Below are 26,562 nucleotides of genomic sequence, written 5' to 3'. Positions count from 1 at the left end.
TGCCCATCCGGGTGGAAGTCCTGCCGGCCTGTTAACTTCTGAAAATGTTTTCCAAAAAGGGTGACAGGCAGCGGTGCGGGGTGTTACAGGTTGCCGGAATTCGTGGTAACTTTGCCGCGCTTTTCAAAGATATATAGATAGTATGGCAAAAGAAAATTCCAAAGTATTCTTGTTGATATTGCTGGGCATGCTGACCGCTTTCGGTCCGTTCGTCACCGACATGTATCTGCCCAGCCTGCCCTCGATGGGCGATTATTTCAATACCACTTCTTCGATGGTACAGTTGGGCCTGACGGCCAGTATGATAGGTCTGGCGGTGGGGCAGGTGTTCTTCGGACCGCTGAGCGACCGCTACGGGCGTCGTCTGCCGCTGCTGGTGGCCATGTGGCTGTTCATTGTCTCCACGCTGCTGTGTCTGTTCTCGCGGAGCATCGAGCAGTTTGTGGCCTTCCGCCTGGTGCAGGGCATTGCGGGGGCGGGCGGCATCGTCATTTCGCGTTCCGTGGCCACGGACAAGTTTTCCGGGCGCGAGCTGGCCAAGATGCTGGCTGTTATCGGTGCCATCAACGGGGTGGCTCCTGTGGCGGCTCCCATCGTGGGCGGACTGCTGACCGACCTGATAGGCTGGCAGGGCATTTTCTGGATTCTGTTCGGGCTGGGCATCCTGCTGCTGGCGGGGTGTATGCGCTTCCGGGAGTCGCTGCCCCGCGACCGGCGTTCGGCCGAGTGGTGGGGCGATACGTTCCGCAGTTTTGGCACCGTTCTGCGCGACCGGCGCTACGTGTGCTACGTTCTTCAGATGGCCTTCGCCCAAGGTGTGTTGTTTGCCAACATTGCTTCCTCGCCCTTCATTGTGCAGCAGCATTACGGTTTCTCTGCCTTTGCCTTCAGCCTCTGTTTCGGTGTCAATGCACTGGCCATCGGGGTGGCGGCTGCCTTGTCGGTCAAGTTTCACCGCCCTGAAAGCTGCACGCTGGCGGGATGTTGCGGCATGGCCGTCATGTCGGTGCTTCAGTGCGCGGCTCTCATGTCGGGATGCGGTTTCTGGGTTTACGAGGTGTTGATGCTGGGCTTGCTGTTCAGCATGGGCATGACGTTCACCTCGAGCACAGCCTTGGCGATGGAAAGCCAGCGTGAGAATTCCGGTACGGCCTCGGCGCTGCTCGGTGCCGTGTGCTTTGCTGCGGGCGGCATCGTATCGCCGCTGGTCGGTATGGGCAACATCCTTTCGTCCACGGGTATCGTCTTCGTGGTCTGCGCCTTCTGCTCACTGGTGTGCATTCTGGTGGCTCTGGGCCGTCGGCGCACGCGTCTTTACTTTGCGTTCAGCACCTCCCAGAAGCGTTGAGGCAGGTGGATGTTCGCTACTCCCACCGCGTCCTTGAAGAGCGGGGCAATTTCCTCCGGCCTGAATCCGGCGATGCCGCAGCCTATCTCCGTGACGAGGAACGTCAGTTCGGAATGTTCGCGGGCGAAGCGGATGAAGTCGTCCACATAGGGCTTGATGGCGTCGGGGCCTCCGTGCATGGTCGGGATGCCGTAGGTCTGTCCCTGCAGGCCTGCGCCCTGTCCCCATACGGCTCCCCATTTTCTCCAGGCCAGCAGGGCGGCGCCTCCGCCGTGGGCTCCTTCCAGGTTGCTGCCGAAAACGAATATCTCGCCGGGCTTCAGCTCGGTGATGCGGGGGGATGTGATTCTTGTTTCCATCATCTTGTTCGGTTTTTTGTTATGGGGCAAAGATAACGAAAGGCGAGAGCAGAGGCAAATGAAAAACAAAGTTTTTCGATTTGACTATGCCAAGCCGCATCCTGTCTTGCCGTATGATGTAGGGATGGTTAGAATAATTTACATTGTATTCTCGCTTCGGGCTTTCTCCGAAAAAGCAGTCCGAAGGTGGGTTTCAATCCTACGGCCCCTATGTTTGAAACATAAGGGTCGAATGTTTCAAACATTCCCCCCTTGGGTTTGAAACATACTGGAGAGAGCCCCCCGACGGCTCTCTGAAAGAATCCGGAGCCGGGAGAAATGATTTGGTTAGATTGTTTGACAAATGCGGCACGCTTTACCGGGGAGCCTGCCAGAAGTACCGGTCGTCGTTGACGGAGAAGTTCCTCGGGTTCCGCTGCTTGCTGTCGCAGCCGGTGGGTTGCAGGAAAATGTAGTTGATGAGGTTCTCATAGTCGCTTTCCGTGTTGAACCCGTAGCGCGTCCAGCTTTCCAGGTAGAACAGGTTCTTGGCCATGTACTCGTACAGATACTCTTCCGTCGTGGTCTTCTTTTCATTGTTCCAGTTGGCCTCTTCGTTCACCCGGACGGGCTGGCCGCTTCTGAGGCGTGCGCGCACTTCCTGCACGCTCAGCAGGTTGCCCTGTTCGTCGGTCACCCAGGCGTTGTTCGTGGGGTCTATCCAGAGCCACTTGCCGAGGGTGGACGAATAGACGGCGTTGATGACGTGGCAGTCGTTGATGTACGTCTTCGGCATGCAGGTGATGACGCGCGAAGGGATGCCCATCGACAGGTAACACTCGTTCAGCACCGTGGCCAGTCCGCGGCAGTTCAGGCCCCGGCTGCCGTCCTTGCAGGCCTCGGCAAAGTTGATGGAATTGTTTCCGCCCGTCGGATTGCCGTTCCCGCCGTCGTGGCGTATCTTGTCGTGGATATAGGTCAGGATGCGTTTGATGGTGGCCAGTTCGTCGCCCGCCACGGCCACGCTGTCCAGCCGGAAATAGTCACGGACGCGTTTCAAGTCGGGCTCGTCGGCCTGCGCATAGACAATCCGGGGCAGGCTGTCGGCCTGCTGCGTGCGGGTATATTCCGGCGCATTTTGCAGGATATAAAGGTAATCGGTGGTCTCTTTCAGTCGCTTCAGGGCGGGTTGCAATTCAGGTGCGTCCAGAATGCCTTTCAGGTCCTCATCATTGACTACCCTTTTGTAGCTGACTTCCATCTTATTGCTGTTCAGGGCTTTGAACAGGTTGCTGACGGCTTCTTGCTTTTTCCCCTGTATTGCCTGGACGCTGGCCATGTTATAGTAATAGGAGAATTTGACGTAAGCATAGCCTTCGGCCAGTTGCGACGCATGTGCGTCGTAGAGGTCCATAACCTTTTGGCAGAGGGCTTCGGCAGCCGGATAGTCCTTCCCGGTATATGCGTTGATAAACTGTGTGTTCAGCGAGTCAACGGAAGCCATGAATTTCCGTTCAGCATCGGTTTGTGCCGACAGACTTGCCGGGATGACCAGGGCCAACAGCAGATTCAGCAGGATTGTTTTCAGTCTTTTCATTGTGTGTTCTGTTTAAAAAGTAGTTGTCAATAGGTTGTTCGGGCTGCAAATGTAGGGCTAATAATTCAATATCACTCTATTATTGTCGAATATTCTTTTCCTGCACTTTCTGAATGATTCCCTTCACTTCCTCTTTGCTTTTGATGGCAGCCGGGTGGGCATGAAAAACATTATACTCGTTAATCGCAGCCTCCATGGGTATCTCTGCGCCGGGTTGTGTTGCCTGGAAAAATAGGGTCAGACATATCATCGTTTAGTCCTGATATATCATTGTGTAACCGACTTATACACCCAAAGGTAAGCACTCACTTGAAACGATGTTCTCCGGTTGTATATTATGGCAGTATTCCAATAGGAATATATTCCAAGTTACTTCTTCTCCGAGCTCTTGCTTCTTACTAGTTCTATCATTTGAAACTCTAGTATATCATCACTGTAATTGGGATTCATAATATGACTGGTACTAATATATAATTTACCCCCCGTTATAAAACATAATCTTGGATTATACATATACGGTGGGAATAAATGCTCTCCAATTACATTGAACTGTTCATCAAGAATTATTATAGAAAACTGTTTCCGTCCACTACGAATTAAAGAAACAGGATTTATGTCCCTGTCTATCTCCTGAGGAACATATACCACCCGATAATAAACCTTGTTATATGAATCATACATTATATTCCCATAAGCTGGATATTCACAAATTTTCCTTTGTAAAGTTTCGCTGTCAACATTTTGAAAAGAGGGGGGAGCTATGTGACCGGCATATTGACTTTTAGCTGATTTATATTCAACTTCTGACGTCAAAGGATTTACCACCATCAATTTATCCATATATGCAAAAGAATAAACAAAGCGACGACCATCATAACAGTATTTATATTCTGAATTAATGGATGCAGATGTTCCTCTAATTATAGAATGATCATCCAATGGAAATTTAAAGGGAAGTATATTTACATCTCCTGCCAGCGTATCTATACAGCAAAGTAGCACGCTTTCCCTAATTACATCCTCTCCCAACTGCCAATTAAGACTTTGCGGCAAATACAGTTTCCCGTCTATAAACTGAAAGGTACCATTATCTTTAAAACAGCATACGGGTTTATATCCTTCAACAGTCTCTGCATAACTTCTTGTCTGTTTGATATAACCTGTTGTATCTGTTTCATAAAGTTCACGACTGGCCAAACCTGCAATATAAATTTGATTAAAATCAGTCATCATAAAACCATTCAAGAAACCACCCTTTATGGCATGTTGACCTTCCACCTCAAAAACAGTTCTTTTCACCAAATTCTCATTCTGTATATCATATATTAACAATTCCGGGGAAACCCCATTCTGAAAATACAAATATTCCTTACCTTCATTATCCATAAAGCTACGTACAGACAAAGGAATCTTTACATCCGAATCCAAATTATAGCTCAAAAATGAATCCACAGCTTGTAGCGTATAAGGATAATTTCTATCTTTTTTGCTACATGAGCAAAGAAAGACTATACAAAAAATCCATATCCAGTTTTTTATCATAACTAAAATTCTTGTTATAAATTGCTGACAAATAGCATTTAGATAAAATGATAATGTAAATTCGAGAGATAAATTAAATGGTTATAGAAAAAGCAATAGGACAACTGAAAAATAAATATCCTGAGATCTTATTCCATTTATTGTTTAATATATTTAAATATAGCCAGTCCCCTTCTTTCCCAGAAAGTAGTCTTCCAGCGTAGAGATGAGCAGACTCTTGCCGAAGCGACGAGGACGGCTCAGGAAATAATATTTGCCAGTCTTCACCAGTTGATAAATCAAGGCGGTTTTGTCGACGTAGCAATAGCCTCCCCGTCGTATTTCTTCAAAACTCTGTATGCCTACCGGATAAATCTTGCTCATGGCTTTTCTGTGATTAATGGTTGTTTTTGCAAAAATAGTGAAAGAAAGGAACAACGCGACGCATTTGTGGACGTTTTTTGTTGGCAAACGGCCGATGGTGACCTTTTTCTTGAGGCGGTTTGCACGGACAGAGCGGATTAATCCTTATTTTTGCCGACAGAAGCCCCGCCCGATGAACGAACGGGGCGCATCGTTGTTATAGAAACGTTATGATACTCTATTTTTCAGCAACAGGAAACAGTCGCTATGTGGCGGCTCTGCTGGCTAGGGAATTGGACGGCCAGCCGGTGATGGATATGGGCCCGTACATGAGGCCGGGGGCGGAACGGCTGACGGTGACGCTGGCCGGTGGCGAGCCGCTGCTCTTCGTCTTCCCCGTGCATTCGTGGGGATTGCCCAAGTATCTGGCGGACGTGCTGGCGTCGATGGACGTGCAGGGCTATGTGCCCGGGCAGAACTACGTCGGCCTGCTGGCAACCTGTGGCGATGACGCAGGCCGCCTGTACCGCATGTGGAGCGAAACGGTGAGTAGGGCAGGACTACAGGCTGATGCCGGCTTCACGGTGTTCATGCCCAACACGTATGTCCTCTTTCCCGGCTTTGATGTGGACCGTGCCGAGGTGCGCGACCGCAAGCTGGATGCCGCTCCGGGTGCCGTCCGGCAAGTGGCGGAGCAAATCAGGGCAGGGGTACGTGGCGACTTTACCTGGCGGGGCACGTTGCCGGGGCTGAAGACCGGCGTGGTCTATCCGCTGTTCGCCCGCTTCATGACGTCGGACAAGGCGTTCCGTGCCGATGCGGAGGCCTGTATCGGTTGCGGCCGTTGTGTGGAGGCCTGTCCCGTGGGCAACATCACGCTGACGGCTGTGCACCCCCAGCGTGAGGGCAAGCATATGCCCGTCTGGCACGGCCGGTGTCTCAACTGCCTGGCCTGCTATCACTATTGCCCCACGCATGCCATAGCCTACGGCTCGAAAACCCGGGGCAAAGGCTACTATACCTGTCCCTGTAAATAGAGGTGTGCGGACTCCGTGCTTTCTGCCTTCCTGACACGGTGCTTCGTGACCCTCTGACACGGTGCTTCGTCAGGGTGTCAGGAAGTGCTTCGTTAGGGGGTGATGAAGCACTGCGTCACACCCTCATGCCGTGCTTCGTGGGAGGGCGATGAGGCTTAGTCTTCCAGACAGACGCCGACACCTTTCAGCGATTTGAGTGAGATGGCGGGGTCTTGGGCTAGATACTTGCGGAGCTTGGTGATGAAAACGTCCAGGCTACGCGAGGAGTAGAAGTCGGCCGTTTCCCATACGGCGGTCAGGATGTCGTCGCGCCGGACCACCTGTCCTTTCCGACGGCAGAGCATTTCGAGTATTTTCGCTTCTTTGGGCGTCAGTGCCTGGCGATCCGTGCCGTGGCAGAGCTGGTGTTGCAAGGGCAGGAAGCGGTAGCTGCCGATGGCATATTCTTCTTCCTTGGGAGCTTCTTCGGTTTGCGGGGCGGGTGCACTCTGTTTCATTTTCAGCACGGCCTGGATGTGGGCATTCAGCTCTTCGGGCAGGAAAGGCTTCTTGATGTAGAAGTCCGCGCCCGACTGGTAGCCGTTGATGACGTCGCGTGCCGTCGTCAGTCCCGTGATGAAGATGATGGCCAGCCGGGGATGGCGCCGGCGGATGTGCTGCACCATGGTCATGCCGTCCATGACCGGCATCTCTACGTCGGACACAATCACGTCGAACACCTTTTGCTCCAGCAGTTCCAGCCCCTCCCGGCCGTTGGGGGCGGTGGTCACTTCGTAACCGCCTATCATCTGCTCCAGGCTGCTCTTCAGGATGAAGCAGAGGTTCTTGTCGTCTTCTACCAGCAATACTCTTATCATAGTTTCTCGTTTGGAACGGGCAGCGTCAGCGTGAATTCGCTGAACTTGCCCTCTATACTGTTTACCGAAACGCTTCCGCCCATGGCCGTGATGACTTTGTGGACAAAGTTCAGACCCAGGCCGAAGCCGGACACTTTCTTCTCCTTTTTGTATTCCAGCCCGCCGCGGTCGAACTTCTCGAAGATGTGCTTCTGCTGTTTCAGCGGGATGCCCCAGCCGTTGTCCCACACCCGGATGAGGATGTGGCGGTTCTGTTCCTCGGCAGAGAGGCGGATGGTGACACGTTCGTCGGAATACTTCAGCGAATTGTCTATCAGGTTGCCGAGGGCCTCCTTCAGGTATTCGGCATCGGCCGTCACCAGCAGGGAGTCGGGGCAATGGGTTTCAAGGGTCACCTCCTTGTCGGTCTGGACACGGTATTTCTGCGTCAGCTCGTCGAACAGGGTGGGGAGGTTGACCGGTTCCTGCGCCAGCTTCAGGCGCGACTGCTCCAGCTTGGCGATGGTCAGAATCTTTTCGGACAGGCCGAGCAGGTGGGCACTCTCTTCGTGCAGGATGGCGAAGTACTGTTTCTTCAGTTCGGGGTTCTGGTCCAGCAGGCCGCTTTCCAGTGTATGCCCGGTCATGGAGATGGTGGTGATGGGCGTCTTCATGTCGTGGATCATGGCGTAGGTGAAGTCCTGCCGCAGGCGGGCTATCCGGTTCTGGCGGATGATGATGCGTACCTGATAGACGATGCATCCGGCTACAAAGACCAGTAGCAGGGCGGTGGCCACGAGCAGGACGCCCATCTGCCGGAAGGCAATCCAATAAGGGTTCAGGATGGTGGCTCGCACGGCTTGCGTATGTTCCCTGTTCAGATAGACTGGATTGGTCCGGAGTGTCTTGAACGGATGGTGCCAGGCAGAAGCCTCCTCTTCCTGAAGGGGGACGTCCAGGGAGTCGACCAGTTGGCATTTTACCTGGGCCTGATACCCTTCTTGCGCCAGACGGGCTGTGAAGATGGAGTCGGCCAGCGGCAGGGAGATGGACGAGTGATAGACCGAATCGGCGTAATCGTTGGTAAGTACCGTCAGATACTCGAACAGCGTCTGGTCGATTTCCTGTTGGTAGTCGAAATTCGTAGAGAAGCTGAGGGTGATGTCTTCGCCTTGGGTGTCGCTTAGCCGGTCGAGACGTGTCTTGGCCTCGTCCACAACGGCCTGCGGGAACAGACGGTTACCGACTTGCAGCAGTTCCGCCTCTATCAGCCGGTAGGTGTGGGCCAGCCATGAGCCTTGGATGGCCACGATGACAATCAGACTCAGAAAGGTGACTATTTTGATGTATTTGCCGGGCATAAGTGACTCGATTTGTCGGCAAAGATATAACAATCTCTTAACAATCGGGCGTTTTCTAACAATAATATAAGGAAAGCATAACGGGGCCATAACCTGCTTTCTGACATAAAGGCCGTTACTTTGCGGCATGAAAACAAAAAGAATGAATGCTTTATGAAACAGATTGTAATTCTGACAGTAAGTTTGATGGTGGCAGCCACCCGCTTGGCTGCGCAGGAGGTAAAAGGACGTGTGACGGATAAGGACCGGCAGCCGATAGAGGGTGCGACGGTGGTCATGCAGACGCCGGACTCCGTGTTTGTCGACGGTGTGACCACTGATTCATTGGGATGTTTTGTGTTCCATCGGGCGTTGAAACGGTATCGCCTGATTTTCCAGCACCTGCTCTACAAGAGTGTGGTGAAGGACTATGACGCGGCAGGTGATATGGGTGTGGTGACGATGGACGAACAGGATACCTATGCCTTGAGCGAAGTGGTGGTCAGTGCTGAACGTCCCCTGGTGAAGGCGGAGAACGGCGCCCTGACCTACGACGTGGAAGCTCTGGCCGAAAAGACGACGGCAGGCAACGCTTACGAAGTCTTGACCCGCCTGCCCGGAGTCTTGGAGCAGGGCGGAAGTCTTGGCTTGATTGGAGCAGGAAGCGTGACGGTGGTGTTGAACGGGCGCCCGTCGTCCATGTCGGGCGAACAACTGGCCAATCTGCTGAAGAGTACGCCTGTGAGCAACGTGGAGAAGGCGGAAGTGATGTACAGCGCACCGGCCAAGTACCGTGTACGAGGGGCGGTCATCAATCTGGTGCTGAAGAATCGGAAGTCCGAGGAACCTTTCCTGCGTGGAGAAGTTGGAGCCGACTTTACTCAAGCCCGCTATGCACAGGGCAACGGTCGCATGAGCCTTTCTTTCGGAAAGCGGAAGGTGACGGCGGATGTGCTCTATGCGGCCGACTATACCAGACGGCGGACGGGGTACGATTTCATCTCCCACCATACGCTGGGCGGCGTGGTACACGAGGTGGAGCAATACAACACCGGCTTGAGGAGAAATCTGACCCATAACATCCGTACCTCTTTGGATTATCAAATAACGGAAAACGATCATTTGAATATGGCCTATACGGCCGCTGTCACTCCCAACATCAAGACGGTTGAAAACTCAACAGGCTCCTTGTCGGAGTCGTCCAACGTCCGAAAGGGAGACGAACAGATGCACAACTTCAACCTCGACTATACGGCACGTTGGGGGATGAATGTCGGGCTGGATTATACCTGTTATTCCTATCCGAGCGTGCAGGAGTTCAGCAATCGGGCAGGTCGTGTCGGGCAGGAGTTTTTGGCCGACAGCCGCCAGCACATCAACCGCTGGAATGTCTATGCAGGCCAGACGCACACCCTGCCACAGGATTGGAGCCTGAACTACGGTATCAACTTTTCTTTTGCCAACGAGAAAAGTTCCCAGTTCTATCACTCTCAGGAAGGAGAAGACATGTCATCACTGAACTCGGATACGGAACTGGACGAACGGACTTACAACTTCTATGCCGGACTGGAGAAAGCCTTTGGCGAGTGTCTGTCGTTCTCTTTGTCTGTGGCCGGGGAATATTACTGCCTGGCCGGTTACGACCGGTGGGCTGTCTATCCCTCCCTGCAATTGAACTATGTGCCTTCGGCTTCGCACATCTTCCAATTCTCTTTTTCATCAGACAAGGCTTATCCCAACTATTGGAGTATGCAAGACGCCACGAGTTACCTCAACGGCTATGCCAAAGTCGTGGGCAATCCCGCCCTGCGCCCCTCGACGGACTATACCGCCGACCTGACCTATATACTGAAAAGCAAATATATCTTCAGCCTGTACTATACTCATGTAAAAGACTTGTTCGCCCAGTTGGCCTACCAAAGCCCCGACGAACTGACGATGATTTATCAGACGGTGAATTACGACTACGAACAGAACTTTGGCCTTTCGGTGATACTGCCCTTCACGGTCGGCAGCTTTTGGAACTCCCGCCTCACGCTGGACGGCTCCTATTTCAGGGACGTCTGTCGGGACTATCATGCCATCGGTTTCGACAACTGCGTTTGGAGAGAAGTCGTGATGCTGAACAATACCTTCCGCCTGTCCTCCAAGCCTGCCATCAGTCTGGAACTGAACGGCCTGTACGTCAGCCCCTCCGTTCAGGGAAATTATGATTTGTCCTCCATCTGGAAAGTCGATGCCGGACTGAAATGGACTTCTGCCGACAAGAAAGCCGAAGTCCGGCTGACGGGCAACGACCTGTTCAACAGCGCGACGCCCGATGCCCGTGTGAACGACAGAGGGCAGCGTTTCGAAATAAACCAGCATGCGGACAGCCGTTTCTTCTCCCTGTCGTTTACCTATAAATTCGGTGGCTACAAGGCAAAGGAGCATAAGGATGTAGACACGTCGCGCTTCGGTTATTGAGCCGGTCGGGGATAACCGTTTCTTTGCCCAGCTTAAAGCAGTCGTTTACCCAGCTTAAAGCAATGCTTTTCCCAGCTTAAACGACTGCTTTCTCCAGCTTAAACGATTGCTTTGCCCAGCTTAAAGAAAGGGATTGTTACAGTTTGACTTTTGGTTGACTTTTCGCGTCAGCTACAGCGTCAACCGATAAGGCTTTCTTCTTGTTCAGGCTGGCTAAAATTTATGCTTGATCAACGAATCCCTCAGGTTTTTACGTTGATCCGACTTTTCGCGTCAACCACAGCGTCAACCGCTATAGCTATATGAGCTATATAAAAACAAAAAAGCATCAACAATCATCAGATTATCAATGCTTTTCACCAGTCGGGGTGACTGGATTCGAACCAGCGACCACACGCCCCCCAGACGCGTACTCTAACCGGGCTGAGCTACACCCCGAATTGCGGATGCAAAGGTACGGCTTTATTTTGAATCTGCAAATATATGGGCGTTTTTTTTCGGAAAAAGTGCAATTATTTGTTGCCGGACCCTCCAAAAGGGGAAGCAGGCCTTTACAGGCCCATGCATTCCCGGTAGAAATCGAGCGTTTCGAAGATGGTATCCTTGTCGGCCGTTTGGTTGAGGCAGATGTCACCCACATCCTTCAGCAGAGTAAAGTTGATGACGCCGGCCGTATTCTTCTTGTCGTGCTGCATCAGTTCGTAGAGGCGGTCGTAATGTTGGCAGGTGAAGGTGAAGGCACCGTAGTTCTGGCGGACAAACTGGACGACCTGGCGCAGACGTTCCTTAGGGAAACCGGTCTTGAGATGCGACAGGTAGAGCTCGCACACCAGGCCCCACGCCACGGCGTAGCCATGAAGAACGGGGCGGTCTTCGGCCAGAGCCAGGCTTTCGAAGGCATGGCCGATGGTGTGTCCCAAGTTGAGGGACTTGCGAATGCCGTGTTCCTTGGGGTCTTGCTCCACAATGTCTTCCTTGACTTGTACGGATTGGCCCACCAGCTCCTTCAGCTGGGTATAATCGGGCTGGTCGGTATCGAAGGCCAGCAGCTCGTCCAGGTGCTGGGACGTGCTGATGAGGCCATGCTTCAACATTTCGGCATAGCCGGAGAAGAAGTTGTGGGCATCGAGGCTCCGCAGGAATTCTGTCTCGAGCAGTACACTGACGGCTGGGGCGAAGGCTCCGATTTCATTCTTCAGTCCATTGAAGTTGATACCTGTCTTTCCGCCTACCGAGGCGTCGACCATGGCCAGCAGAGTGGTGGGAATATTGATATAGGCGATGCCGCGTTTGAAGGTGGCGGCTGCAAAACCGCCGAGGTCGGTCACCATACCGCCTCCTAAGTTGATGAGGAGTGAGTGGCGGGTGGCTCCCCGGCTGCTCAGTGCTTGCCAGACAGCGGCCAGTGTTTCCAGATTCTTGTTTATGTCTTCGGCTCCGATGACGATTTCTTCGGCTCCTTCGAGTGCCGGCAGGCTTTGGATGCGCGGCAGGCATAGGCGATGGGTATGTTCGTCGGTCAGGATGAACAGCTTGTCGTGGGGACAGCGGCCGACGGCTTGTGCCAGGTTGCTTTCCAGCTCCCGGCATAGGATGACTTCTTGTTTGCTCATGTTGTATCTGCTTTTTTCTGTGGACAAAGATAGGACTTATCTTCGAAAGGCGTATCTTTGCAGGTGTATTGTTGAACAAAAAATAGAATAAACTTATGAAAGCGTTGTTGCCGGTGTATTGCCGTCCTTTGGGTTACTTTATCATTGCCCTTGCTATGTTTCTTCCCTTTCTGATGGTGATGATGGGGCAGATGACAGATGCTAACCTGCTGTTTTACAAGGAATGCTCCAAACTGTTGATGATGATGGGAGCTCTGATGATTATTTTTGCGTTGAGCCGGCATGAGTCGCCCGAGACAGAGGCTGTGCGCAATCGGGCAGTCCGCAATGCCATGTTCCTGACTGTGCTGTATGTCTTTGGAAATATGCTCTACAGAGTGTCTCAGGGGGATATTCTTACGGTAGACAGTTCGTCTTTTCTGATATTTCTTCTGGTAAATGTGCTTTGTCTGGAGTTTGGTCTGAAAAAATCCTCAGTTAATCGATTGTTTAAGCGGAATAGTCGATAAAATATCAAAATGAGCTAGTATCCGATTAAACCTTTCTTTGTAATGGTCGTCAAAGGGAAAGTATTTTAATGACGTTTTACCAATTTACAAAGAATAGACACAATGAGAAAGATTTTTGTACTGACGATGTTGCTATGGGCGGCAATATTGTCGGTGTTTGCACAGACCAAGACCATCACGGTCTCGGGACGACTGATTGAGAATGATACCAAAGAACCGGCGGCACAGGCAACTGTACAGTTGCTTTCGTTGCCCGACAGTGCTTATGCGGCCGGTATTGCAAGTGCAAACAATGGAACCTTTACACTGCCTAAAGTTAAGGCCGGCAAGTATGTGATGAAGGTTTCCTATATCGGTTTCAAAACCAAGTATGTTCCATTGCAGTTGAGTGCTTCTACTCCCAATAAGCGTTTGGGTACGTTGGAGCTGGAGTCCGATGCCATCATGCTGGCTGAAGCGGTTGTGGTAGCCGAAGCCCCGCAGGTGCAGGTGGTTGAGGATACGGTAGCCTTCAATTCTTCGGCCTATCGTACGCCGGAAGGGGCTATGCTCGAAGAATTGGTGAAGAAGTTGCCGGGTGCCGAGATTGACGACGACGGCAATGTGAAGATCAACGGTAAGGATGTGAAAAAAATTATGGTGAACGGCAAGGAGTTTTTTGGCGGAGACGTCAAAACGGGTTTGAAGAACTTGCCTGTAGACATGATTGACAAACTGAAAACCTACGACAAAAAGTCTGATTTGGCTCGTATTACCGGTATTGATGATGGTGAAGAAGAAACCGTGCTCGACCTGACTGTCAAGAAAGGTATGAATAAAGGTTTGTTTGGTAATATTGATTTGTCTGGAGGTACACACGACCGTTATATGGGGCGTGCAATGGTGAACTATTTTATGGATGGAACTCAGGTTTCGCTGATAGCCGGTGCTAACAATGTGAACGACCAGGGCTTCTCTGCAGGTGGTGGCGGTCCTCGTTGGCGGCGAAACAATGGTTTGACGGCCACTAAAGAATTGGGCTTGAACTTTGCAACCGAGCGGGAAAAGATTGAATTGGGAGGTAGTGTACGCTATAATTATCGTGGAAATGATGCTTATAGTGACGGATATACTGAAAACTTCCTGACTGGAGGGGCTGCTTCTTCATTCAATAACTCCAGATCTAAAAGTCTGAGCGGAAACAAGGACTTTAATGCTGATTTCCGAATGGAATGGAAGCCCGATACGCTTACTAACATTATTTTCCGTCCGAATTTTAGCTGGGGAAAGAGTTACAGTACGTCCGATTCCAAATCGGGAACTTTCAACAGTGATCCTTATGCGTTGATAACCAATCCGAACGATTATTTGGATATCACTTCGTTGGCCAAGATGGACCTTTCCAGCGAACTTTTCAGTGACAATGACGAGAACGATCCTTTGAGAGATATTCGTGTCAATACGTCAAACAGTTTGTCGGGTAGTGATGGAAATACGTTGTCGGCCGATGCAACATTGCAGGTTAACCGTAAGTTGAATGCTATGGGGCGTAACATTACTTTCCGCGGAAGTGTAGGTTACGATGAATCGGAAAGTACACAATATACTTCTTCCAATACCCGTTATTTCCAGGAGAATGAAGACGGAACGGTAACTCCAGAAGACATCATTCGACGTTATATGACAACTCCTACCGACGGTTATAACTATAGTTTGGAACTGACCTATAGCGAACCGCTTTGGAAGGCTACTTTCCTGCAGTTTCGTTATCGCTTCAATTACAGTTACAGCAAAAGCGACAAGAAGGCTTATGATTTGGGTGAAGACTGGAATTTCGGTGAGGAACTTCCCGAAGATTACGAAGATGGTTATGATATGAGTTTGAGTAAGTTTGCCGAATACAAGACTTACACTCATCGTTTCAGTCCCAGTTTGCGTTTCATCCGTCAGAATTATCAGCTGAGTGTGGGGGCCGATCTTGAACCGCAGAAGACTTCATTGGCTTATAAGAAAGATGCAATGGATACGCTGGCGGTACGCAATGTCTTCAATGTGGCTCCTAATTTGGATTTCCGTTATCGTTTCTCGAAAGTGAGCCAGTTGCGTATCACCTATCGTGGTCGCAGTTCGCAGCCCGGAATGGAAAATCTGTTGGATGTAACCGATGACTCTAATCCGTTGAATATAACGAAGGGTAACCCTTATTTGAAACCTTCCTTCAACCATAGTCTACGTATGTTCTACAACACTTATGATGTAGACCATCAGCGGAGTATCTTCTCTCATGTCAATATGCAGATGACGCAAAACAGTATCAGTAGTTCGCGTACTTATAATGCTTCGACCGGTGGATGGGTGACGAAGCCGGAAAATATCAATGGTAACTGGAGCGCTTTTGGTATGTTCGGCATCAATTCGGCTTTGAAGAACAAAAAGTTCAATATCGGTTCGTTCAGTAACCTCTCTTATAATAATAATGTAGGTTTCCTGACGACAGGTAATGGCGCGGATGCCGTTCAGCAGAAGAATACGACAACCAACTTGTCTTTGAATGAACGTCTGAACGGAACTTACCGCAATGACTGGTTTGAATTCGGTCTGAACGGTACCTTCTCCTATTCTATAGAGAAAGATAAACTGACTCCTTCCAACAACCAGCAACCCTATACCTATTCTTATGGTGCCACGACAACTGTAAATATGCCGTGGGGCATGAGTCTCTCTACCAATATTGCCAATCAGAGTCGTCGCGGTTATTCTGATACTAGTATGAACCGCGACGAACTGATTTGGAATGCACAATTGTCGCAAACTTTCCTCAAAGGAAATGCCACTATCAGCTTTGAGATGTATGACATTTTGCAGCAGCAGAGCAATATCACCCGTTCGTTGACGGCCAGCGGACGTTCCGTTTACCAGTATAATGGTGTGAACAGCTATTGTATGCTTCACTTTATCTATCGCCTGAATATTTTTGGCGGAAAGCAAGCACGCGATAAGCGTATGGGGCCCGGCTTTGGTCCTGGTGGAGGACATCGTCCTTATGGAGGCCCCAGAGGCGGTGGGCATCGTTTCTAAAGAATTATGTTGTTTTTATCCGATGTTTTTCATACATTTGTTTCCCATATAGTGACATGGGAAACAAATGTTTGATTGGAATTCCATATTAAGTCTGATTGCGACAGTCGCTTTCGATATAGTCTACTTCGGCCTGGTGTTGGGTACTATTCTAGTGATTGTGCTGGAAAACCGTAATCCTGTCAAAACACTGGCTTGGGTGTTGGTCCTGTTGTTCCTTCCCATTGTGGGACTTGTTTTCTATTTCTTTTTCGGTCGCAGCCAGAGGCATGAGCGGATTATCAGTAAAAAAAGTTATGATAGTCTGCAGAAAAAGTCCTTGCTGGAATATATGGCACAGACTTCCAGTACATTACCTTTGGCCTACGGGCGTTTGATTTCTCTTTTCCGTAATACCAATCAGTCGTTGCCTTTTGACAGCAATCGGGTGGAAATTTATACATCCGGTCGTACAATGCTGCAATCTCTGTTAAGGGAGCTGCAGAAAGCAACTCAGCATATCCATTTGGAGTTTTACATTTTTGAAGATGATGCAGTGGGACGTATGGTGCGTGACGTTTTGATTGAAAAGGCCCGTATGGGTGTTGAAGTGCGTGTACTCTATGATGATGTCGGCTGTTGGCATGTTCCCAATCGTTTCTTTGAAGAAATGCGTGAGGCTGGAATCGAAGTCCGCAGTTTCTTGAAGGTGCGCTTCCCCTTGTTTACCAGTAAGGTGAATTATCGTAACCACAGGAAAGTTGTGGTTATAGATGGCCGGATTGGTTTTATAGGCGGTATGAATTTGGCTGAACGGTATGTAAACGGTTTCTCCTGGGGTATCTGGCGGGATACGCATTTGTTACTTGAAGGAAAGGCTGTTCACGGCCTGCAGACAACGTTCTTGCAAGACTGGTACTTTGTAGACCGTACGCTGATTACTGCTGCACGCTACTTCCCAAAAGTAAAATCAAGTGGGCTCTCATTGGTTCAGGTCGTGACCAGTGATCCGGTAGGTCCTTGGAAAGAAATCATGCAGGGACTGGTGATGGCCATTACGGGGGCCAGAAAATATTTCTATATTCAGACCCCTTATTTTTTACCTACCGATTCCATACTTGTTGCCATGCAGACGGCAGCTTTGGCGGGAGTTGATGTCAGATTGATGTTGCCGCTTAAGGCCGATTCACGGATTACGCATTTGGCTTCCTGCTCCTATCTGGACAATATTCTTACTGCTGGGGTGAAAGTTTATCTGTATAAGAAAGGTTTTCTGCATTCCAAGTTGATGGTATCTGATGATGAATTGTCAACCGTTGGTTCGACAAATATGGACTTTCGTAGCTTTGAACATAATTTTGAAGTCAATGCTTTTATCTATAGTGAAGAGACTGCCTTACAGATGCGTGAAATCTTTTTGCAGGACCAGCGTGAATGTATTCAATTGCATTCCAAGTCTTGGGCCAAGCGTCCTTGGCATCGCAAGGCCTTGGAGAGTTTGGTCCGATTGTTGTCTCCACTGTTGTAGCATCTTCATCTGAAAAATGAAAAATTGACGCTGCCGTAAACTCTCCGCTCAATGAAATGGGGATTTTCTTCAAAATTGTTCTTTTTGCCATGTTCAAGCACGAAAAAGCCTCCTTCTTTCAGCAATTTGTGTTCGAATATCAGATCGGGAATTGTTTCCAGCCCCTTTAGTTCATAGGGAGGATCGGCAAAGATAAAGTCAAATTGACCACGTCCTCCTTCGATATATTTGAATACATCTCCACGGATGGGAATGCATTTGTCGGTTTTGACTTCGTTCATTATTTTGCAGATAAAAGCATAATGATCTCGGTCTTTTTCAATACTGACCACTTGCTCACAACCGCGTGATACCAATTCGATACTGATGCTGCCTGTACCTGCAAAGAGGTCGAGGGCGTGTATGTTGTCTTCAAAATCCATGTAATTGGAGAGAACATTGAACAGATTTTCTTTAGCGAAATCTGTTGTAGGACGTGCCTTGAAGGTATGGGGCACATCGAATCTTCGTCTTTTGTAGATACCGCTGATTACTCGCATGATGTGATGGCTTGAAAGTCAAGGTTTGTGGCAGGGGTAGTGATGAATACCTGCCGGATGTATTTTCGTAATTCACTCAAAAGCTGTTTCTTTTCATTCAGCTGTCCCGTGAAATGGAGTTCGTCCCGCTCCTGGTCAAATCCCTGTTGTTTCCAAATGTAGAGAATGTAATAAATACTATCTGTTATGGTCTGACAGGGAAAGGTGTTGGCCAATAATAGTTGACCACGTTCGAAAACGTAGACATCTATTGCTTTTTTGTGTAGGTTCACATAGATTTTCCGATTATTACCCAGCCGGCTTTTGGCTGAAAAATATTCTGTAAATGCGCTGGCCTGGGCGTAGAACCGGATGTCAGGTTGTTGTTCTCGCAGATAATTGCAAGCACTTTTATCCATGCCAAACAATACTACGATGTTGTTCCGATGAAGAATATTGTAAAGTACGGTTTCATTCTCACGTGTAGGGAAGTTGTGGTAAAAGACTGTTTCACATTGTTCATCTTCAAAAAATTCCAAAGGGATAAAGGTGAAGCGTCTGTTGGCCAACAGCAGGTTGACACGTCTGTAGGAACAGGTCAGTTCTTTGACTTCCTTGAAAGCCTGTTTCAGATTGGCTGTTAGTGAGAGTGACTCATTTATCGGATAGTCTATTACTACCGGAATGGCTCTTTCGGTAGGGTTGAGTACAGAAAAAGAAAATCCATCCGTGCTGAGACGGATGGATAATGTATATTGCTTTGATTGGGTCAAATCAATCGTATCTGTCATATACTGTTGTTCAGGAAAGGATTATTCCCAGTTACCTGCATTGTTGTTGGCATTTTCCAAGCTACCAATCATCAAACCGGCATATTTACCCAACTTGTTCTGCAAGTCAATTTTGTTGGCAATTTCTTGAGGATCCAAACCGTTCAGATAAACAGTGTACGGAGTCTTGACTTCCAACAGACAGAAAGGAGCACCTGACTTGGCAGTGTCGTTCTTGATGGCCATTTCGAACTGTGCGCCATTACCGAAAGGCACGTATCTCATAGAGTCTGCGTTGAAGCCTTTTGGGAAAATGGTGTCAAGTACGGCTGTCCACAAAGTGTCACGTACAAAGTTCTCCAATCCCCATTTCTTAACTTCTGCATAGTTACCAGTCTTCTTGGCCTTGTTGATGATGCTGACAGCTTTCTTTTCAGTCAGACCATCTTCCATCTGCTTGTCGGTCAATTCACCTTTTTTATAAATGAAGGGCAGCTTGGCTGTCTTCACAAAGTGAATCAACGTGTCGAAGCTCGGCGTATACTGCTGGTCGTGCAGGTTACGGTACTCAGTTTGAGCCTTGCGGATGTCTATCAGACGCGCAATAACAGCTTTCTCTCTGGCCTTTTCAGCCTTCTCGAAATTGATCGGGCCCATGATACTGGCGTAGCAGATGTAAACCAACACTAAAGCGCACAAGCCCAGAAGAACATTAAATACTGTTTTCATGATAAATATGTTTTTAGTTTATTATATTCGTAAGTAATGTTATATTCGCACCGCAAAAATAAAAGAAATAAATTTAAAAACATCGGTTCCTCTTACTTTTTTCTTATACGAAAATGATAAATAACTATTTAGAAAGGCAAATTAAGGAAAATTTTCCTTATCAGCCAACTTCTGAGCAGGAAAATGCGATAAAATTGCTGTCCGGCTTCCTTTGTTCACCAAAGGCAGATGTTGCATTTCTGCTTCGTGGATATGCCGGTACGGGTAAGACATCGCTGGTGGGTGCCTTGGTGCGTACACTCGATATTTTGAAGCAAAAAGTCGTATTGTTGGCACCGACCGGAAGGGCGGCAAAGGTCTTTTCTTCCTATGCGGGGCATCCGGCCTTTACGATACATAAGAAGATATACAGGGAACGTACCTATTCGGGGGAAGGGGGGGATTTTATGCTCAACGATAATCTGACAACTCACACCTTATATATAGTAGACGAGGCTTCGATGATTTCCAATGAAGGGTTGTCGGGGGCTATGTTCGGTACTGGACGACTACTGGACGACTTGGTGCAGTTTGTCTATTCAGGTCAGGGGTGCCGTCTTTTGTTGATGGGGGATACGGCCCAGCTGCCTCCGGTGGGTGAGGAATTGAGTCCGGCTCTCTATACCGATGCTTTGCGCGGCTACGGGTTGGAAGTTGTGGAAACAGACCTGACCCAAGTTGTCCGTCAGGAGCAGCAGTCGGGTATCCTGTGGAATGCGACAGAACTGCGCAAGCTCATTGCGGAAGAAGAATGGGGCGTGCTGCCCAAAATCCGTGTGTCCTGTTTTCCTGATGTCAAATTGTTGCCGGGCAACGAACTGATAGACGAGCTCTCGGCCTGTTACGACCGTGACGGGATAGACGAAACCATCGTTGTGTGCCGTTCCAACAAGCGGGCCAATATCTATAACAACGGTATCCGTTCCCAGATTTTGTGGCGGGAGGAGGAATTGGAGAGTGGCGACATACTGATGGTGGCCAAGAACAATTATTACTGGACGGAGAAGGAGAAGAATCTGGATTTCATAGCCAATGGTGAGACGGCCGTGGTACGGCGGGTACGTCGTACCAGTGAGATGTACGGTTTCCATTTTGCTGATGTCCTGCTGAGTTTCCCGAACTGGCAGGATGCCGAACTGGAGGTACGGCTGCTGCTCGACACGCTGCATAGTGATGCTCCGGCCCTGTTGCGCGATGAAAGTGAACGGTTGTTCCAAACCATACTGGAGGATTATGTGGACATACCCTTGAAACGTGACCGAATGAAGAAGATGAAGGCAGATCCCTACTACAATGCCTTGCAAGTAAAGTATGCCTATGCCGTGACTTGCCACAAGGCACAGGGCGGGCAGTGGAAAAATGTCTTTTTGGATCAGGGATACTTGTCGGAAGAATATCTGACGCCCGATTATTTCCGATGGCTGTATACGGCTTTTACCCGTGCTACCGGTACCATTTATCTGGTGAACTATCCGGTCGAACAGACAGAATAGGTTCTTGGTATTATTTTTTGGGAAAGACTTTCCGATATAGACGGCGGGCCAGAATTGTTTGTACCAGACCACGGGCTGACAGATAGATCAGAAAAGCAAGCCATAGGGCGTGGTTACCCCAAATAGAATATAGACTATAATAAAGAAGGAAAAACAAGGCTGCTGCCACTCCCATAGCCTGTAGCATGCCGCGTGTGTAGGTAGCACCGATATAAATACCGTCCCAGATGAAGGCGGCCATGCCGACTGCGGGGATGAGGAGTGCCCATCCGAAAAAGTCGGCGGCGGCTTCGGTTACCGACGAATCGTCGGTCAGCAGGTTCAGAAAGTTCTGTCCACCCAGTGCATAGACGGCCGTGAACAGCAGAGCCATGGCTGTTCCCCAGCCGAACAGGCGTCGGACGGTTGTGGAGAATGAGGAACGGTCGCCTGCACCGATGAACTTCCCGCTTAAGGCTTCGCCTGCATAGGCAAATCCGTCCATTATATAGGAATAGAGGGTAAACAGCTGCATCAGCAGGGTGTTGACGGCCAGGATGATATCCCCTTGCCCCGCTCCGGCGGAGGTGAAGAAGAGAGTGACTGCCACCAGGCAGAGAGTACGCAGGAAGATGTCTCGGTTCACTTTGAAGAAACGCGTCATGATTGGGCGGCGGAACAGCCCTTCCCTGTGGAAACTGGAGCGCAGATATCCGTAATGGCGTATCCAGAGCAGGATGCCCATCAGCAGGCCGGCATACTGGGCGATGAGGGTACCCAAGGCCACGCCTTCTACCTTCATGCCGCACAGATAGACCAGGCAAAGACTGGCTGCAATGTTCACCACGTTCTGTGTAATGGCTATCAGCATCGGGATACGCGAGTTCTGCATGCCGATGTACCAGCCGGTCAGTCCATAGAGTCCCAGCATGGCGGGAGCTCCCCAAATGCAGATGTGGAAGTAGGTTGTAGCCAGCCGGCCGACGGTTTCGGTAGGCCGGATGAGCAGAAAGGCGCCTTCGCGGATGGGAATCTGGAGGGCGATGAGTACCAGTGCAATGCCCCCTCCGATGACTGCGGCCCGAACCAGCATCTGAACAATTTCGGTCCGATTTTGTTTTCCGTATAGCTGAGCGGTCATGCCGCTTGTGCCCATACGCAGGAAACCGAAAATCCAGTAGATGATATTGAACAGCATACCTCCCACGGCAATGGCGCCGATATAGGAGGCATCGCCCAGATGGCCTACGATGGCCACGTCGGCCAGTCCCAGCAACGGCACCGTGATGTTCGACACGATGGCAGGCAGGGCGATTCCCAGTATTTCTCGGTCAGTCTTTTTCATATTTTGCTTGGCGGGCGCAAAGGTAAGCAGAATCGGTGGGAAATGCTGATAAGATTTTGCATAATTTCTCATGAATTTACTTGACGGTCTGATGGAAACTCGCTAATTTTGTGAGGCTTTGTCGAGAAGATGGGCCAAGACTATACTGAACTGACTATTTGATGCCTTATGAAGACCTTGACTTTTCTTTTGTTGTATTGTTGCATGCTTCCGCTGGCTGTGTATGGCCAGTCGGCCGAAGCCTTGTTGCAGAAAGTGCCGGAGGCTGTTGCTTCCGGACAGACGGGATATGCCGAAAGCCTGTTCCGTCAAGCCTGTCAGGCCAATGCCTCACAGGCGGAAATGTTTTATTGGACCCGTGTGGACAAGTCCTCGGACTTGGCTCTTCCTTTTGCCGCCTCGCTGGCCGAACGTTACAGGGAGGCGGCCAACTATGACAAGGCTTATTTGTTTTACAAGGAACAGCTCGCCCACAAGCCCGACGATGTGAACTTGCTTGTAGCCAGTGGAGAGATGGAAGTACGCCGTGGCAAGTTGTCGGACGCGCTCGAAACCTATGAAAAGGTAATCACCCTGGATGCCGATAATCTGCAGGCCTGTATTTTTCTGGGGAACTATTATTATCTGCAGGCCGAGGACGCACGCAAGAAGCTGGATGCCGACTACCGCCGTATACCTTCGCCCACGCGGATGCAATATGCCCGCTATCGGGACGAATTGTCGGAGCTGTTCGATACCGGTTATACCAAGGCGCGGACCTACCTGCGTCACGTCATGACGCTCTTCCCTTCGATGGGAGCAGGCCAGACGCTCGAGAAAATCGATTCGCTGGAGCGTGAAATCAATCCTTGACATGTAAAGGAAACACCGTTTGTCCCTCTACGGATGGAGGCAGGCGGTCAGAGGCTGAGCACCACGCGGTCGCCCAGGCGCTTGGCCATGAGGCTCTGTACCTCGCGCAACTCGCTGTATCGTTGCATGATGGCGTTGCATTGCGCTTCGTCCTGCACCACCTTGGGGTCCTGCAGGGCGCGCATCATGTGTTTCAGTTCTTCGCTGACGATGGCATACTTGAAGTTGGTGGTGAGCAGCGGCACCAGTTCGTAGAGCCGTTCTTCGTCGGTTACAATCTTCTGATTCTTATAGTGGTATTTGCTCAGCTGGTAGCGGTCGCTGATGAGCTCCGTGCTCAGGCGGCTGATGACTGGGTCGGGATGCGTCAGGAAGTAGTGCTCGGCCCGGAAACCTTCGTCGTGCAGGTGGGCGGCGGCTTCGGTCATCATCTGGCGGTGGAGCGGATTGTGGAAGGCAAGGTCGTCCTGCTGGAGGTCGGCCACCACGAACTCGATGACCGTCACGGGGATTTCCTTGCCCTCTTCGTCGGCCACGTTGCACATGACACGCTCGCCATAACGGACCACCATCTGCAGGATGAGCCGTTCGTAGCGGTAGAACTCCTGCCCCTCCTTGCCTTCCTGGGGGATGAAGGAAGTGTAGCTGTCCGCTGCTTCCGCGGTACCCGTTGTCGGTATAGAAGAATCGTCGGGGAAGGGGGCGGCATAGGCCTCGGGCGGCAGTTCCTCTGTCGTGGGGGCGGGGATGTTGCCTGCCTGTGCCTGTGTATTGTCGGCCGGCTGTGCGGCAGCCGTAGTGCGGCGGCGTTCGCGTTCGCGCTGTTCGGCCTTGCGTTCGGCTTCCTTCTCACGGCGCTTGGCCACTTCGGAGACGAGCAGGCGGTCTTCGACGTGCAGCAGCTGGGCACATTCCTTGATATACACGTCGCGCACGATGGCTTCGGGGATGACGGAGATGCTCTGCACGATGTTGCCTATCAGTTCGGCCCGGCGGATGGGGTCCTGGCCGGCGTCTTCCATCAGCAGGTTGGTCTTGAAGCGGATGAAGTCCGTCTCGTGCTCGCGGATGAAGGCCTGGAACTCCGTGGAGTTGTGTTTGCGGGCATAGGAGTCGGGGTCGTCGCCGTCGGGCAGGAGGCACACCTTGATGTTCATCCCCTCTTCGAGCAGCATGTCGATGCCTCGCAGGGAGGCCTTGATGCCGGCCGCGTCGCCGTCGTAGAGCACCGTTAGGTTGTTGGTGAAGCGGTGTATCATCTTGATATGCTGCGTGGTGAGCGCCGTGCCCGATGAGGCCACCACGTTCTCCACCCCGCTCTGGTGCATGGAGATGACGTCCGTATAGCCCTCGGCCAGGTAGCAGCGGTCTTGCTTAACGATGGCCTGCTTGGCCTGATACATGCCGTAGAGTTCGTTGCTCTTGTGGTAGATTTCCGATTCGGGCGAGTTGACGTACTTCACCTTGACGCCCTTGGTGGCGGAGGCCAGTACACGTCCGCCGAAGGCTACCACCTTGCCGCTCAGCGTGTGGACGGGGAAGATGACGCGCCCCCAGAAGCGGTCGCGCAGGCGGTGGTCGTCCGTCTCGTAGCAGAGGCCGGTTTTCACCAGATACTCCTGCTTGTACCCCTTGGCTAGGGCCTCGCGGGCCATGGCGTCGTGGCTCTCGGTGCAGTAGCCTAGCTGGAACTTCTCGATGATGTCGTCGCGGAAGCCGCGGTTGCGGAAATAGGCCATGCCGATGTTGCGCCCCTCGTCGGTCTGCCGCAGGGTGCGGCGGAAATAGTCGCAGGCCCACTGATTGACGACGAACAGGCTCTCGCGCTCGCTCTGCGCGGCCTTCTCTTCGCCCGTCAGTTCGCGTTCCTTGATTTCGATGCCGTATTTCTTGGCCAGGAAGCGCAGGGCGTCGGGGTAGCTGAGTTGTTCGTGCTCCATGATGAAGTGGACGGCGTTGCCGCCCTTGCCGCAGGCGAAGCACTTGCAGAGGCCCTTGGCGGGCGAGACGTAGAACGAGGGCGTCTTGTCGTCGTGGAAGGGGCAGAGGCCCACGTAGTTGACGCCGCGCTTGCGCAGGGTCACGAAGTCCGACACGACGTCGTAAATCTGCGCCGCGTCCAGTATCCGGTCTATGGTGGCTTGGTCTATCATTTCAGCGGGCAAAGGTACGGGTAATTTCCGACATTCCCTTCCCGTCGGGGAGGATAATTTCCCGGAGGGTAGTGAAATCAGTCTGTGGATGGTGAAAATGTTTTACACGATTCCGCAGGCCGGAGACATACGTGTGTCACCGGGCAAGACAAACGTATGTCATGGGGTGAGACAAACGGTATCTCTCGGGCAGAGACAAACGTTTCTCTCCGGCAGAGACAAACGTATGTCTCCGCGGCAGACTTGCCGTCTGCTGTAATGGGCTGGTTTTCAAGATGCTGGCGGAACGGTGTGTCCCGCCAGCACCCGGCCTCCCCTTGGTGCGGAGGAAAATGGATGGGCAGAAATTATTTTACATATTGGATGCTATTTCAGCTTCTCGCGCAACCGTGTCAGGTACTGCTTCATGCCGTCGGCATCCTTCTTCTCGATGATTTCGAGCAGGTTCTTCAGCTCCGTGCGGATGTTGGCCACCTGGGCGGGCGTGCGGGGGTTGAAGAGGATTTCCTGCAGCAGGTAGTCGTCCTCGCTCATCAGGCCGCGGGCAATGGCCATGTGCTTCTTGAAGGTGGTACCCGGCGCGTCCTGGTGCTTCATCACGGCGGCGAAGACGAAGGTCGAGACGAAGGGGATAGACAGGGAGTAGGCCACCGTCTCGTCGTGCTCGTCGAACGTGTATTCGAAGATGTTCAGCTTCAGCGTCTGGTAGAGGTCCTTGAAGAAGATGCGGCCCAGGTGGTCGCCCTCGGTGATAATGATGGCGTTTTCCGTGCTCAGGTTGTTGAGGCTGGCAAAGGTGGGGCCGAACATGGGGTGCGTGGATACGTAGCGGAAGCCGCTTTCCTTGTAGAAGGCCTTCAGTCCGGTCTTCACGGAGGCGATGTCGCTCAGGATGCAGTCCTTGGGTAGCACAGGCAACACCTGGCGGAAGGCGTCGAGGGTGTACTTCACCGTGGCGGCGTTGATGACCAGCTCGGGTTCAAATTCCTTTATCTCGTCCAGCGTGGTGAAGCGGTAGGTGTTATAGACGAAGCGCAGCTGGTGCGGGTTGACGTCGAACACGGCCGTCTCGTGCTGGAAACTCAGTACGTCGTTGAAGAAGGAGCCCATCTTTCCGGCTCCGAGGATCAGGATTCTCATGTTGATAGGGGT

Annotated in this window: 20 protein-coding genes, 1 tRNA gene and 1 pseudogene; 8 read left to right on the top strand and 14 right to left on the bottom strand. The window is 51.1% G+C overall.

Annotation, left to right across the window (positions count from 1 at the left end; genetic code table 11):
* Positions 1–142: 142 nt before the first annotated feature.
* Positions 143–1,348, top strand: a complete 1,206-nt coding sequence (locus RDO88_RS03385) for a Bcr/CflA family efflux MFS transporter (RefSeq protein ID WP_307758017.1) — start codon at positions 143–145, stop codon at positions 1,346–1,348.
* On the opposite strand, the gene RDO88_RS03380 is transcribed toward RDO88_RS03385, so the two are convergent.
* The 4 genes and pseudogenes from RDO88_RS03380 to RDO88_RS03365 form a co-directional block, all read right to left on the bottom strand.
* Positions 1,315–1,707, bottom strand: coding sequence for a hypothetical protein (locus RDO88_RS03380; RefSeq protein WP_307758033.1), 393 nt, complete (start codon positions 1,705–1,707; stop codon positions 1,315–1,317). The two genes, RDO88_RS03385 and RDO88_RS03380, sit on opposite strands and share 34 nt — an antisense overlap.
* 355 nt (positions 1,708–2,062) lie before the next feature.
* Positions 2,063–3,283 (bottom strand): transglutaminase domain-containing protein, encoded by a 1,221-nt coding sequence (locus RDO88_RS03375; RefSeq protein WP_307758016.1) that lies wholly within the window; start codon positions 3,281–3,283, stop codon positions 2,063–2,065.
* 369 nt (positions 3,284–3,652) lie between these two features.
* Positions 3,653–4,825, bottom strand: a complete 1,173-nt coding sequence (locus tag RDO88_RS03370) for a DUF4221 family protein (RefSeq protein WP_307758015.1) — start codon at positions 4,823–4,825, stop codon at positions 3,653–3,655.
* A gap of 171 nt (positions 4,826–4,996) precedes the next feature.
* A pseudogene (locus tag RDO88_RS03365) lies at positions 4,997–5,188 on the bottom strand (AAA family ATPase); the annotation flags it as partial.
* A gap of 209 nt (positions 5,189–5,397) precedes the next feature.
* On the opposite strand from RDO88_RS03365, the gene RDO88_RS03360 reads away from it, so the two are divergent.
* Complete coding sequence (locus tag RDO88_RS03360; RefSeq protein ID WP_307758014.1) at positions 5,398–6,204, top strand: EFR1 family ferrodoxin; 807 nt, start codon at positions 5,398–5,400, stop codon at positions 6,202–6,204.
* Positions 6,205–6,359: 155 nt separating this feature from the next.
* Here RDO88_RS03360 and RDO88_RS03355 read toward each other — a convergent pair whose 3' ends face one another.
* Both RDO88_RS03355 and RDO88_RS03350 read right to left on the bottom strand, forming a co-directional pair.
* Complete coding sequence (locus tag RDO88_RS03355; protein ID WP_307758013.1) at positions 6,360–7,061, bottom strand: response regulator; 702 nt, start codon at positions 7,059–7,061, stop codon at positions 6,360–6,362.
* Entirely contained in the window at positions 7,058–8,401 is a 1,344-nt protein-coding gene (locus RDO88_RS03350) for an ATP-binding protein (protein ID WP_307758012.1), read from the bottom strand. Before RDO88_RS03350 ends, RDO88_RS03355 begins: the two co-directional genes overlap by 4 nt.
* Positions 8,402–8,554: 153 nt before the next feature.
* Between RDO88_RS03350 and RDO88_RS03345 the strand changes: the two genes are divergently transcribed.
* On the top strand, positions 8,555–10,846 hold the full coding sequence (locus RDO88_RS03345) for an outer membrane beta-barrel protein (RefSeq protein WP_307758011.1): 2,292 nt from the start codon (positions 8,555–8,557) through the stop codon (positions 10,844–10,846).
* Between the two features lie 363 nt (positions 10,847–11,209).
* Here RDO88_RS03345 and RDO88_RS03340 read toward each other — a convergent pair.
* Together RDO88_RS03340 and aroB are read right to left on the bottom strand one after the other, a co-directional pair.
* Positions 11,210–11,284: transfer RNA gene (locus RDO88_RS03340), tRNA-Pro, on the bottom strand.
* A gap of 113 nt (positions 11,285–11,397) precedes the next feature.
* A complete protein-coding gene (gene aroB, locus RDO88_RS03335) occupies positions 11,398–12,459 on the bottom strand; it encodes a 3-dehydroquinate synthase (protein WP_307758010.1) in 1,062 nt (353 codons plus the stop codon).
* Between the two features lie 95 nt (positions 12,460–12,554).
* Between aroB and RDO88_RS03330 the strand changes: the two genes are divergently transcribed.
* The 3 genes from RDO88_RS03330 to cls all read left to right on the top strand — a co-directional run bounded on the left by RDO88_RS03330 (position 12,555) and on the right by cls (position 17,532).
* On the top strand, positions 12,555–12,968 hold the full coding sequence (locus tag RDO88_RS03330) for a hypothetical protein (RefSeq protein ID WP_307758009.1): 414 nt from the start codon (positions 12,555–12,557) through the stop codon (positions 12,966–12,968).
* A 102-nt stretch (positions 12,969–13,070) separates the two neighbouring features.
* Positions 13,071–16,025 carry an outer membrane beta-barrel protein gene (locus RDO88_RS03325; protein WP_307758008.1) on the top strand — a complete coding sequence of 985 codons (2,955 nt, stop codon included), beginning with the start codon at positions 13,071–13,073 and terminating at the stop codon, positions 16,023–16,025.
* 67 nt (positions 16,026–16,092) lie between these two features.
* The gene (gene cls / locus RDO88_RS03320) at positions 16,093–17,532 is read left to right on the top strand and encodes a cardiolipin synthase (protein WP_307758007.1); all 1,440 of its coding nucleotides are present in this window, start codon (positions 16,093–16,095) and stop codon (positions 17,530–17,532) included.
* A 5-nt stretch (positions 17,533–17,537) separates the two neighbouring features.
* Here the strand turns inward: cls and rsmD are convergent, their stop codons facing one another.
* The 3 genes from rsmD to RDO88_RS03305 are packed head-to-tail and all read right to left on the bottom strand — an operon-like array spanning position 17,538 to position 19,549.
* On the bottom strand, positions 17,538–18,071 hold the full coding sequence (gene rsmD / locus RDO88_RS03315; protein WP_307758006.1) for a 16S rRNA (guanine(966)-N(2))-methyltransferase RsmD: 534 nt from the start codon (positions 18,069–18,071) through the stop codon (positions 17,538–17,540).
* The gene (locus RDO88_RS03310) at positions 18,062–18,841 is read right to left on the bottom strand and encodes a DUF3822 family protein (RefSeq protein ID WP_307758005.1); all 780 of its coding nucleotides are present in this window, start codon (positions 18,839–18,841) and stop codon (positions 18,062–18,064) included. Before RDO88_RS03310 ends, rsmD begins: the two co-directional genes overlap by 10 nt.
* 21 nt (positions 18,842–18,862) lie before the next feature.
* A complete protein-coding gene (locus RDO88_RS03305) occupies positions 18,863–19,549 on the bottom strand; it encodes a hypothetical protein (RefSeq protein WP_307758004.1) in 687 nt (228 codons plus the stop codon).
* Positions 19,550–19,662: 113 nt separating this feature from the next.
* Between RDO88_RS03305 and RDO88_RS03300 the strand changes: the two genes are divergently transcribed.
* On the top strand, positions 19,663–21,081 hold the full coding sequence (locus RDO88_RS03300; protein ID WP_307758003.1) for an AAA family ATPase: 1,419 nt from the start codon (positions 19,663–19,665) through the stop codon (positions 21,079–21,081).
* Positions 21,082–21,091: 10 nt separating this feature from the next.
* On the opposite strand, the gene RDO88_RS03295 is transcribed toward RDO88_RS03300, so the two are convergent.
* Entirely contained in the window at positions 21,092–22,405 is a 1,314-nt protein-coding gene (locus RDO88_RS03295; RefSeq protein WP_307758002.1) for an MATE family efflux transporter, read from the bottom strand.
* A 168-nt stretch (positions 22,406–22,573) separates the two neighbouring features.
* Here RDO88_RS03295 and RDO88_RS03290 point away from each other — a divergent pair, with 168 nt between their 5' ends.
* The gene (locus RDO88_RS03290) at positions 22,574–23,257 is read left to right on the top strand and encodes a hypothetical protein (RefSeq protein ID WP_307758001.1); all 684 of its coding nucleotides are present in this window, start codon (positions 22,574–22,576) and stop codon (positions 23,255–23,257) included.
* Between the two features lie 47 nt (positions 23,258–23,304).
* Here the strand turns inward: RDO88_RS03290 and dnaG are convergent, their stop codons facing one another.
* Complete coding sequence (gene dnaG, locus RDO88_RS03285) at positions 23,305–25,410, bottom strand: DNA primase (protein WP_307758000.1); 2,106 nt, start codon at positions 25,408–25,410, stop codon at positions 23,305–23,307.
* A gap of 366 nt (positions 25,411–25,776) precedes the next feature.
* A complete protein-coding gene (locus RDO88_RS03280; protein WP_307757999.1) occupies positions 25,777–26,550 on the bottom strand; it encodes a prephenate dehydrogenase/arogenate dehydrogenase family protein in 774 nt (257 codons plus the stop codon).
* Between the last annotated feature and the right edge of the window lie 12 nt (positions 26,551–26,562).

This window comes from uncultured Mediterranea sp. (assembly GCF_902493215.1).
Taxonomy (GTDB): Bacteria; Bacteroidota; Bacteroidia; order Bacteroidales; family Bacteroidaceae; genus Bacteroides.
The sequence above is the reverse complement of the archived record's forward strand: the minus strand, read 5'-3'. Positions and strand labels throughout refer to the sequence as shown.